We start from the raw sequence: 11,343 nt of genomic DNA on the forward strand, positions 1-11,343 counted from the left end.
CCGCATGGCCCGATGGCCACCCCAATCCCCGCCAAAGCGGTCCTCGAATTTACACCTCGTCCGCGGACGCTACCTCAACCCTGGCTTGTACATCGGTGACGCCCTTGTGGGTGAACCACTCGAAGATTTCGCGATTCTGGTACCGCAACCCGAGCAACGTGACGCCTGAATTGTCGAGCGTACAGGTCGTCTCGATGCCGAAGACCGCCCTTTGTGTATGGGTGTCTGGGACCGGAAGACGTCCATTCGTCCGTTGCAGTCGGAGCCACGCGTTGTAAGGCGTCTCGCCGCCCAGGTTGGCGTGAGGCCTATTATGGTAATCGTCCACTACAAAGCGAACGAGGCCGCGCGCGAGGACATCGAGCGGGACGCTCGCGTTCGCCGCAGAATCGTAGTCGCCCTTCTGCACGACGTTGGAGAAGGTCCGACCGGTGAAGTAGCCCGTGAACCGGGTTTCGATCGTTGAGAAGATCCTCTCGACGACACCGCGCAGATGTGGTTTCCCGACCGGTGGATGGCCGAATGTGGCGCCCATTGCCCGTGCGGCGCGCCGAGTTTCCTCGGCGCGGAATGCCGAACCCCAGTCGGTGACGATGGTCCCAATGCCCGTTGACATGAGCCACTTCGACCGCGCGTCGCTATCCTCTGATAGCTGCGACTTGTCGCTGATGATCATACGGACGGTGGCGACGGCCTCTGAGGCGCACGGGGTCTCGACGAGGCGCATGCCAAGGACGCAACGACTGGCCCGATCGATGGCGACGTAAAGCCACCAACGGGCGCGTCCGACAGCCTCACGGGTCTTGGGATCGAGGTGCTTCCACACCCGAGACTTGATCAGCAGCGTTTGCAAGCTGACCTGCCACTCATCCATTTCAATGCGCTCGCCGATCCGCGTGGCAGCTGGTCCATCCTCGACCGCTGCAAACTTCTTGCAGGCTGCGTCCAGCGTGTATCGGCCTGCGTAAACCTCAAAAGCATCGAGGGACTTGATCTCGGCGTACAAGCGCCGCCTGCTCGGCACAGCCAGTGCATTGAGCCCGACGACGGCACGCTCTGCGTTCTTGTCACCGATCAGCGCTTCGAGTTTGTCGTACAGCATGGCGCGAGATGGCCTTGCCTGCGTGGCGAACTTCTGTGCTGTCTCGACTAAGCTCTCGTGTGCCTCGGGCTCCAATCGCGCGGTGCGGTCGCCGCAATTCCTGTACTTGTCGCGCAGCGCTTCGGGAGCCCAGTCGCACTCCTCCATGATCGCCAGCCAACGCTGAAGCGTGCGGTAGGAGGGCGGCTCCCTCAGCACCGTCGCGGTACCCGAGCGGATCTTACGTGGGGTGCCGTCCTTGCGCAGCGGGACCGGCTTACCCTTCTTGCGCTTCTCGTCGGTTCGGCGGACGATCGTGGCGCAGTCGAGCTGATTGACCTCCACGGCGATCTTGGCGATGGCCGCCTTCATGCCGGCGTTCGACCGATCGGCCTCGCCCTTCGACACCATGCGCATGAAGCGGTCGACGTACTCGTTCTTCCAAAGGATCTTGGGCTGTTCGCGTTTGGGGATGTCAGCGAAGTTCTCGACACCGCTGCGCTGCCGCGCCTTGACCTTGCCCTCGTTGAACCAATCCCTGTCGTAATGGTACGCACGTGACCTTTCGATCTGCGCCATCTCGAGATGAGAGAAGGACTCGAACATGCTCGGGTCGTCGACGCGCCGGAGGCGGTGCCCGGCCTCGTTCGTCTCGACGCAGGTGTAAGCCACTGCGCCGTTCCGGATGCGGTCGAACTTGCCGTATGCGATGCGGCCGACGGAAAGCGCCAGAGAGCTCATGAAGTCCCTCCGGCAGCCCGGCGCACAGACATACCTGGATCGATCAGCCCATTCCGGGTCGTTACCAGCGCCCCGCTCCCAATTGCGCGGACGACGGCATAGAAGCCCTGGTCGTGTCCATTGAGGCCCGCAGTTGCAACGATACAATCGATGGTCGTGGTGCCTTTGAGGGTGGCGATGACGGCGCGGACGCGGTCGTCGATCTCCGGATCTGGAAGGCGGCGTGCGTCGTGGATCAGCCTGCTGTTCTGGAATACGGCAGGTGAGATATTCGCGTCGGTCAGGAGGAGGATGCCGCTCGCGAACGCCGGGTCCATCTGCCGGGCGATGTGCTTCAGAAGCCCTTGGAGATCGCGCTTGATCGCGAGCTTCAACGGCTTCACGGCAATGGCGATGCGCTGCCCAGATCGACGGATCATGAGGAAGTCGAAAGTGTGCTTACGCGGCTTTCCCTCGTAATCGAGGTACGAGACCGGATCGGGCTGCTCCTGAATTGACGTGCAATCGGGCCGTGCCATCAGGAGAAAGGCCGCCTTGGCTTCAAGCTCGCTCTCGCAAAGGATTTCGCGGGGATTTTCGGTTGTGACGATGACCGGACGAGCGGAGGTGCGGCTGGGCTTCTCCGACGGGCGACGCGAGGCAATCGAACGCAAGGGCTCGCGCCAGCGGTGAGCCGGTTCTGCTGTGCCAAAGGTTGCTGGGGCGGGCGACACGTCGGATGAACCTTCCGTTTAGGGACGGGTGATTGTTTTCCGGCCTCGAAGGGTTGAATCGCAGACATGCGCGATCGACCCGACGATGCAGGGGCCTCAAACGCTTGCAGTGTCGTGATTGGCCGGTAGAGGCCGGCAGATTTCGATTAGTCGCTCTGGAGGCAAACCTGTGGGATCAGGTTGGCTCACGTGCCCTACGGCGAACGGATGCTCGCGGGCCTTTGAAATTTTGGCCGGACCGACGAGTCGAGGCTTGCACTGTGCTGGTGATTACCAGCGAAGTGCCTTTGAAGTTCGAATTGTGAGCGCCACAGGACGTCGCTTTCCGTCCGATCAATCTCATGGGGCTCAAATGCGGTGGAGAATGCGCGCATGTAACTCGCCTCCTGGGCGAGGAACGCGCAGCATTTCAGCCGTCGACACAATGCGCTTGCGGCCGATGTCGGTCGCAGGCATTATGCAGGCACGAACGCTGCGAGATTCCTTGAGAATCTGGTGGTTTCGGTTTTCTGGCCGCCCGACGTCGCTGCCAGGCTTTGCGGACGGCCAGTGGAACGGAGGCGCTCGAGACATCTCGGGCGCCTTTTCCATATATGCTCAGTTCACGCCATCGAGTGCTCTCCGCTTCGTGGCTGGTAAGCTCAGTGTCGACGTCTTGGTAAAGACCGCGACCTTGGCCCCAATCCGATTCGCTTAATCGTTCATACAAAGGAACGAGAAACGCAACAGCTTATTGCTTGCGTCTGCAGCTATAGCGCACTCGGCAGACCATCGTCATCTTGGTCGGCTGCCACATAAGTGTGTCGAAGTCAACGGTTTCACAAAAATAAATATGTCGAGTCGACCATAAGGAACGGATTTTCGAGCTGGTCGAACATTATTCCTTTGTACCGAAGGATCAAAACATCAAATTTCGTGTTTCATTCCTTCAGATGTGGTTTCGTCAGTGGGCTGAGTGCACCCGTGAGCATTCCTTCGACATCTGTTAGGATGTCGCGTGAGTGTCGAGTGCGCGGGTACAGGGGACCGATTTTTCGGCCGATAAAATTGTTCGGTTTCGGGGGTGATTCGCCTCGTACAGAGGACGCTTGAACCGGCACTTCGGGTGCAGTTTTCTGGCGCGACGCGAATCACTCGGGCGCCGAACTTCAGCCTGGGCTTTCCCTTAACGGCCGTCGTCCAGCACGGGCGCCTGGTCCGCTTTAACTTTGGCGAGAAGACCGCCGATATGCTCGAAGCTATTTTGCGGCCGCCGGTTGCCATCGCGATCTGAAAGGCTGTTCAGACGGATTATTGTGTCAGGGCATAGCATCAATCCCAAGTCCAAAATCGAAAGCCCAAGGCATACAAGCGCCAGGATAGTATCGATCGGATCGGCTGAGGAATTCTGGATACAATTCGTTAGTTGGGATATGGGCAATCCACTGGGGTGTGCAGCCAGCCGCTCGAGAACGCGCAGCCTGTTACTGGGCGAAATTGGTGTTCGCCTGGTTGACCAGATGGCTCTAGCGTTAGACAGTGACGGTTCGGATAAAACGACGGACCGTTTCACAAATAGATGACTGTCTAAGAATTGAAGCTGGTTGAAATCTTCATCGCGCATGGCAGTCAATTGAAAAATCTCTCCGCCGCAATCTATGAAGAGATTTAAGCCGCCGTTAGGCCATTTGGTGCTGCAAGGACTTATTCCCGTCACGTATGGATTAAGAGTTAGTTGTATCAAGAGATCGTGGTGCCACCGCGCAGGATATAAGATCGGCGCTGATGTTTTGAAGGATCGAAATCCCGGCATCTGACCGGTATTTTTTGTCGTTTTAATGTATGGTCGGTCTGACAAATATGCTGATGACATGTCATTGACCCTCGAATGCAGCATCGGGTGTGCGACAAGATCGCTGGAAGCGCAATCCGGTACTCTGCAGTCGTCAGCCGTTTGGAATATCCCTCTATCAAACCGCGCAATCCAAACCGCGCTCGGGGAAGTCGTTTCCATTCGTCTCAACGAGGCTTGCCGCATGATAGAGGCAATATTTGCAGGCGCAATATGATATCTTTTCGGTGGTATTGCGGGTATCTCGAGCAAAACTTGGACCGAACAGATTTTTATTGTGAATCTTTTAATGAAGATGTGCATTCATATAATATTTAGCCAGCTAATAGGATTCCTTTTAATGCGTTCTTCCTTTAGCTGTTTTCTTTGATCCAAATTGTGATTGCCTGCTCGAATTCAGTTCCGCGGCCTAATTTTTCCGACTCCTTGCTTAGTCGATTAATGACCTTCACGACCTTGTCCGTAAATAATGCTGAAGAGATGTAGCCATCAGAGGCAGCTGCGTCAGGGCCAAATGGGAGTTCCAAGCTGGTCAACATGTCCAGAAGGTAGCTGACCTCCGAGGGGGGGCCACGATGCGCCCAGTAGTGAACCGTACGGAGCGCCACGCCCAACTCAGCCGCGAAACCGGTCTGGGTCCGGCGCAGCAGACGTAGGCGAGCCTTAAACTCTTCCCCTGTCATTCGATCTCGCGCGAGGAGGCAAGCCGCAGCAGATGCATCAGCCGTGCGGCACCGGCGCCGTTGCCGCGAGCCCACCGAGGCATGAGTGTTCCTTCCACTATATCGCGCTGGCAGTTGATTTCGAACTCCCTCCAAGCCAGACGGCCTCCAAACTGCCGCTGGTGCCCGGTGTGCGATCGGTCCTACCAGCGATGCCGCGAACACGTTTTGCGCGATGCCCAAATGGAAGCGTAAGTGCAGCAGATGCCAGACAGCTTGACCCGCCTATTTCGGCGCGTGTCACAACTCTTCTTGGTGTGTAGGGAAAATTATCCGTTTCAGACAGATTGCCAAAGTCGCTGCTCAGCTGGGAATATTGGTCTTGCTCTGCCCGAAATCTCGGGTCCAATCTATGGCGCGCTTGGTGAAATCCGGCGCCACTACTTGAGGTGCGCGACAAACCGCTCACACTGACCGGGCCATTCCGTAACGCGGAGGGATGCGCTCGTGGCAGGTCACCTGCCCGCAGCATGCGACTACGTGCTTCTGAGTTCGGCACGCACCCACCACGCGTTGCCACCGTATTGGTCTCCGACGCCATTCTTTCAGGTCCCCGAAGAGCCTGACGTTTGTACGAATGGGACGTAACGACACCATATTTGTCGCTCCTTAAGCGATGCCTCCCTTGTGGATATGTGCCGGTCGGCGCTGTTTTTGTTCATTTTTTGTTCTATAAACGTTCGTCGCCTGGTTTGAGGCGATCTCCTGATGCCGACGCCCGCCGAGCGCTCCGATCCCATCGAGCCAGCCGCGTCGCTGCAACCAATCCAGCCATCACGCTGACGGCCGGCGCCGCTGCCCGGCCGCGGGAGATTTCGTCATGTTGCCGACCTTAACGAAGCTGAACGACCAGCATCCAGACGCTAAGCCGTCTGATGCGCTTGCCCGTGCGTTCCTTCGAACCCTGGCACAGGAAGAGCGCAAGAACACTAAGTTCAAACGCGAATTCAGCTCGGATCCCGATTGTGACGACAGTAGCGACGATCCGGTCGAACTCATCCTCGCCCAGACCGAGGGCGAGAAAAAGGCCGAGCACGTGCCCATCCCGGCAGACCTCGCCGCGGTGGCCGTGCTGGTCGCTCGTGCCATCGAGGCCGAGGACGGCCTCGTTCGTCGTCTGCGGCGCGAAGCCCCGGTCGTTGTCATCACCACGCACATGCCGGATCTCGTCGAACCGGTGCGGGACGTCCTTGAAAAATGCGCCTTCCGACCCGGCGTCCGGGTGATGGATCTGAGCGGCAACAGAGCGGTCGCTCTGAAACCGACGCAGGCCGGCCTGCTCGTCCGCGACGGCTCGCAAAAGGAGCACAGACCCGATACTGGCAACCTCATGGTGGCCTCGGCGCTCCATGCGCGGGTTCCCATCGTTGGATGCGCACCCGATCCGATCCGCCAACTGCCGCGCGATTTCCTGCGCGCTGCCGAGCATCGCATCGCGCTCCCCGGCTTGGATCAGAGCACGCTCGACCTCATCATCGAAGCGGTCACCGGGGAAAGCCCAGCACGGCAGATTGATCCCGAGCTGGTTCGCACCCTCGACATCGCCGATTTGCCGATCGCATTCCGGGGTGCTGCCTCACCCGATGCCTGTATCGATGCAATCGCCCGGGTAATCGCAGCCAAAGCCCACTACCTTCAAACGGGTCCGACACTCGAGGAACTTGACGGGTATGGTGCAGCCAAGGATTGGGGCCTGGCAGTTGCTGCTGACCTGCAAGCCTATCGTCTCGGTCGCCTCGCCTGGGCCGAGATCGACAATCGGGGTTTGCTGCTGTCGGGCCCGCCGGGCGTCGGCAAGACCAGCTTCGCCCGCGCCCTGGCGAAGTCCGCTCGGGTTCCGCTGGTGGCGACCTCGGTCGCGGAGTGGAACGCATCGGATTACCTCTCCGGTACCCTGCAGGCGATCCGCAGAGTGTTCGCCCAAGCCCGGACCCAGGCGCCTTGCATTCTGTTCATCGACGAGCTCGACGGCATCTCCGACCGCGCACAGATCCGCGGCGAGCACGTCCAGTACTGGACCCAGGTGGTGAACCTGTTCCTCGAATTGCTCGCCGGCGTCGAAGAGCGCCCGGGCGTGGTCGTCGTCGCTGCCACGAACCACCCGCAGAACATCGATCCAGCCGTGAAGCGGGCGGGGCGCCTCGATCGCGAGATCGCGATCGAGCGGCCGAACACCACGAGCTTATTGAAGATCTTCCGGCATCATCTCGGCGCCGAGGCGCTGGCCGGAGATTCTTTGATGCCGCTCGCGCTCGCCGCGCGCGGCAAGACCGGAGCCGATGTTGAGGCGTTCGTGCGTCGAGCCAGGGGGGCGGCGCGCCGTGCCGGGCGCCAGATCGGCCTCGACGACATCCTGGCAGAGATCCGTCAGGGGCGGCTCGCGATGTCCCCAGACGCGCGACGACGCTCCGCCATCCACGAGGCGGGTCACGCGATCGTCGGCCGGTCGCTCGGCTGCGGAGCGCTCGTAGACCTGTCGCTCCACGACGGTGGTGGCCAGGCCCAGTTCGAGTACCCAGTCGACGGTGCTTCGACGCTGCCGCAGCTCGAGGCGACCCTCGCGACGATGCTCGCCGGACGCGTGGCCGAAGAGATCGAACTCGGTGGCGTCTCGATCGGCAGCGGCTTCGGCCCGGGATCGGATCTCGCCCAGTCAACGGCGCTCGCCCACGGCATCGACCTGCAGTTCGGGCTCGGCAAGCTCGGACCCTACTACGTCGACCCGGCCGAACGGCATATCTTCCTCGTAGGCGGGCTCGTCGAGACCGCTTCCGATCGGCTGCGGAGGGCTTACGCGCGGGCCCGTGCTGTCCTGGAAACGCAAACGACGGCGCTGCGGGCGATCGCCTCGGAACTTGCCGAGGTCGGCTACCTCTCCGCTCAAGACATCGACCGGATCATGCTGGATCACTCGGCGCCTGCGAGCTCGGCCGGAACGCCGGTACCGGCACTCGACATGGGGGCGGCCTGATGTTCGCGCTTCCTCCTGAGGCATTCGAGATCGGCGACCTGCAGCCGCTGGCCGAGGCCATCGAAGGCCTCTGCGCGATCCTCGACGGCGACCGTGAGGCTGTCATCGAAGGCTTGGCCGAGATCCTTAGACGACGCACTGCGTTCGAGGCTCTGAAGCGTCACACCCAATCCAGCCGCGACGCCTTGAAAGACCTGCGAGTCTAAGATCGGAGGCGTGTCGCGGCGAGGACGTTCGTTCCCCCGCCCCGCCCGACCACGCCTCCGACTGTCATCCACCACAAGCCAACCCCGAATCTCACACTCGAACCGGCCACATCGCGCGCCGGGGCGGCGGAGCATGTCCATGTCTGTCCTGAACCAAGGGCCCGGCCCCTTTCCCCATCTCGCGGAGATCGCGCGGAAGTACCGTGCCATCGCCGACGACCTCGATCGCATCGCCCGCGGCCGGCACCCGGGTCAGGATGAACTGCGCGATGCGCCGAGACTGTGGGAGTGGCGGGTGATCGCGTACCCCGTCCCCCATCTCGTCGGAATCGTCCTCGGCCATCCGCTGCTCAGGGACGGCGAGATCTGGACGAGCGAGCTCCTGACCTACGATCCCGAAAGAGGCTACGCCCGCACCCTGTCGAGGTTCTATCGGCTGGAATCGCCATCGTCCGATGGGGACTAATCCCCTCCGGGATTCCCGAGGCGCTCTCCGTCGGAGCGGATACCGGTTCGGCTTTAGCGAGCGCGTCGAATCGAGGACCAAGGGATTCTAACGCAGCGCGTGGTCGGCGTCCGCCCGCTCGATACTATCGCGAGCGGCGAGGCGAATGCCGGTAACGCTCAAACCCTCCGTCGCCGCACGGTCGAGGATCTTCCGCCGCGTCGCGATTGCCTGCGCCGGGTCGGTGTCCCAGATCACCGTCCAGTCCGGATGCGGCATCTGCAGCAGCCGCGAGTGGACGATGTCGCCCCGTCCTGAAGCACGAGTTCGGCGTTGGCGAAACGTGCGCGGCGGCTCGGCGTCAGGAGACCGCCGGCATAGTCGGCGTGGAGATGGCTTAGCCAGATCGTGTCAACCTGATCCAGCCGTGTCCGTCGCTAGTGCAGTGACGCGGACAGAGGATTCACGCGTCCGATGAGACGTGCGAGTCTGGGCCATGGCTCAGACGGTCTGTGTGCTTCTCGATGCGAGCGATGCGGCACGACTGGTTGCGATCGCCAGCGACCGCTCCCGCCCGCTCAAACATACCCAGCGTGCCCGCATCGTCCTGCTCTCGGCCGAGCGCTTTTGTGTCCAGGACGTCGCCCGGCGGGCGGGCGTCAGCCGCCCGGCCGTGTGGCGCTGGCAGCGGCGCTACGCCGAGGCTGGCGTCGAAGGTCTGCTGCGCGACAAGACGCGCCCGCCCGGCACGCCGCCCCATTCAACCGAGACGGTGGCCGAGGTACTGGCGCTGACCTGCTCGGAGCCGCCGGGCGAGGTCACCCACTGGACCGGCCGGGCCGTGGCCCGCGCGGTCGGGATCTCGTTGCGTGCCGTGCAGCGGATCTGGGAGGCTCACCGCCTCCAGCCGCATCGGCTGCGCACGTTCAAGCGCTCGCGCGACCCCGCTTTCGCCGCCAAGGTCGAAGATGTCGTCGGCCTCTACATGGCCCCACCCGCCCACGCGGTGGTGCTGTCCATCGACGAGAAGAGCCAGATCCAGGCGCTGGAGCGGACGCGCCCCGACCGTCCGCCTGCCCCCGGCCATCCTGCCGCCCAGACCCACGACTATACCCGTCACGGCACCACGACGCTCTTTGCGGCCCTCGACGTCCTGGCGGGCACCGTGCTCGGCCGCTGCATGCAGCGCCACCGGAACGGTGAGTTCATCCGGTTCCTCAACGCCGTCGAATCTGCTGTCCCGTCCGGCAAGGCGATCCACGCGATCCTCGACAACGTCGCTACCCACAAACATCCGAAGGTGCGCGCCTGGCTCGCCCGGCACCCGCGCTGGACGTTCCACTTCACCCCGACTTCGGCCTCGTGGCTCAACGCGGTCGAGGGCTTCTTCTCAGCGCTGACCCGTCGTCGGCTGCGGCGAGGCTCCTTCACCGGCGTCGTCGATCTGCAGGCGGCGATCAAACGCTACATCGCCGAGCACAACCAGCGCGCCAGACCCTTCGTCTGGACAAAGCCCGCCACCGATATCCTCGAAGCCGTCGGCCGATCCCCTGAACCATCCGTCTGAGTCAGTGCACTAGGCTCGCATGCGAGGACCTTCTACGACCTCGTCGCGGCGCTCCACGAACTGTCGCTGTTCGACGGGATCGAGCAGGCGGACGGGGATGGGTGGACCGGCCCTGGCCCCGCCAATGGCAGCCTGCGCCTGCGCGATGTTGAGGTCGAAGGCTGCCGCTTCGACTTCGCGGTCGAGAGCGGTGAGATCCTCGCCGTGGCCGCCGACGAGGGGATCGAGCGGACGGTCGCGGCGCTCCTCGCGCGGAGGGTTCGGCCGCAGCGTGGGTGGGTGATGGTCGGCGGAGCCGACATCGCGGCGTTCAATCCGGAGAAACTGCGGTCGGAGATCCTTGTCCTGGATCGGCCGACGCTCGCCGAGACGACCATCCGCGAGTACCTGTCGCTGGTCGAGGGTCAGGATCCGGCCACGATCCACGATTGCCTGGAGCGTGTTGGCTTGGTCGAGCGCATCCGGCGCTTGCCCTACGGCCTCGATACGCCGCTGTCCGCGTCCGGCTCGCCGCTTTCGGCGGGTGAGGCCGTCGCGCTGAAGCTGGCCGCCACCCTTCTGCAACCGCCGAAGCTCGTCGTCCTGTCGACGCTGTTCGACCTGCTTCCACCGGATCGCGTCGCGGCGGCGCTCGCAAGGTTCCGGGAGGCGGGCACGACGGTGCTGCATGTCACCCGGCGCCCCCCACAACCGATCTACGATGACCAGATCCGGCTGGGCTTGCACGGCTATGTGCGCGCCACCGAGCGTGAGGACCGGCTCGACAATGCCAAGCTGCGTGAGAGGACCCATGCTGTCGCGGCCTGAACATATCCAAAGCTTCCCGACCCTGACCTCGATCCGGCCTCCCCGCGCGGCGGCCGTCCTGGCCTGGATCATCGGCATCGGGATCTGCCTCGCGGTCCTGGTCCTTCTGTATGTTCCCTGGGTGCAGACCTCGGCCGGGACGGGGCGCGTTATCGCCCCGAACCCCGCCGACCGCGTGCAGACTGCGGATTCCGACGGAAGCCGGCCACCCATTCCGACGCGAAGCCGGCCAGCGTTCCGATTTGATGTCGGCCACCAT

Annotated in this window: 8 protein-coding genes and 2 pseudogenes; 6 read left to right on the forward strand and 4 right to left on the reverse strand. The window is 62.4% G+C overall.

Annotated features, from left to right (window positions below):
• Positions 1-49 precede the first annotated feature (49 nt).
• The 3 genes from K2Y56_RS17985 to K2Y56_RS17995 form a co-directional block, all read right to left on the reverse strand.
• Positions 50-1,822, reverse strand: coding sequence for a hypothetical protein (locus K2Y56_RS17985; RefSeq protein ID WP_292510577.1), 1,773 nt, complete (start codon positions 1,820-1,822; stop codon positions 50-52).
• A complete protein-coding gene (locus tag K2Y56_RS17990; protein ID WP_292510580.1) occupies positions 1,819-2,475 on the reverse strand; it encodes a hypothetical protein in 657 nt (218 codons plus the stop codon). Before K2Y56_RS17990 ends, K2Y56_RS17985 begins: the two co-directional genes overlap by 4 nt.
• 2,244 nt (positions 2,476-4,719) lie before the next feature.
• Positions 4,720-5,049 (reverse strand): hypothetical protein, encoded by a 330-nt coding sequence (locus tag K2Y56_RS17995; RefSeq protein WP_139239616.1) that lies wholly within the window; start codon positions 5,047-5,049, stop codon positions 4,720-4,722.
• Between the two features lie 859 nt (positions 5,050-5,908).
• Between K2Y56_RS17995 and K2Y56_RS18000 the strand changes: the two genes are divergently transcribed.
• The 3 genes from K2Y56_RS18000 to K2Y56_RS18010 all read left to right on the forward strand — a co-directional run bounded on the left by K2Y56_RS18000 (position 5,909) and on the right by K2Y56_RS18010 (position 8,731).
• Positions 5,909-8,059: an AAA family ATPase gene (locus tag K2Y56_RS18000; RefSeq protein WP_051976328.1), complete on the forward strand. Its 2,151-nt coding sequence runs from the start codon at positions 5,909-5,911 to the stop codon at positions 8,057-8,059.
• On the forward strand, positions 8,059-8,265 hold the full coding sequence (locus K2Y56_RS18005; protein ID WP_043388259.1) for a hypothetical protein: 207 nt from the start codon (positions 8,059-8,061) through the stop codon (positions 8,263-8,265). The genes K2Y56_RS18000 and K2Y56_RS18005 overlap by 1 nt, the downstream gene beginning before the upstream one ends.
• Before the next feature lie 139 nt (positions 8,266-8,404).
• Positions 8,405-8,731, forward strand: coding sequence for a DUF6634 family protein (locus tag K2Y56_RS18010; RefSeq protein ID WP_043388257.1), 327 nt, complete (start codon positions 8,405-8,407; stop codon positions 8,729-8,731).
• An 87-nt stretch (positions 8,732-8,818) separates the two neighbouring features.
• On the opposite strand, the pseudogene K2Y56_RS18015 reads toward K2Y56_RS18010, so the two are convergent.
• Positions 8,819-9,174 (reverse strand): annotated as a pseudogene (locus tag K2Y56_RS18015) (hypothetical protein); the annotation flags it as partial.
• A 32-nt stretch (positions 9,175-9,206) separates the two neighbouring features.
• Between K2Y56_RS18015 and K2Y56_RS18020 the strand changes: the two are divergent.
• The 3 genes and pseudogenes from K2Y56_RS18020 to K2Y56_RS18030 form a co-directional block, all read left to right on the forward strand.
• A complete protein-coding gene (locus tag K2Y56_RS18020) occupies positions 9,207-10,277 on the forward strand; it encodes an IS630 family transposase (RefSeq protein WP_170867530.1) in 1,071 nt (356 codons plus the stop codon).
• A 138-nt stretch (positions 10,278-10,415) separates the two neighbouring features.
• Complete coding sequence (locus tag K2Y56_RS18025; protein ID WP_246753316.1) at positions 10,416-11,084, forward strand: ATP-binding cassette domain-containing protein; 669 nt, start codon at positions 10,416-10,418, stop codon at positions 11,082-11,084.
• Positions 11,068-11,343 (forward strand): annotated as a pseudogene (locus K2Y56_RS18030) (hypothetical protein); the annotation flags it as partial. The gene K2Y56_RS18025 and the pseudogene K2Y56_RS18030, both read left to right, overlap by 17 nt.

The organism is Methylobacterium sp., from assembly GCF_019745455.1.
Taxonomy (GTDB): domain Bacteria; phylum Pseudomonadota; class Alphaproteobacteria; order Rhizobiales; family Beijerinckiaceae; genus Methylobacterium.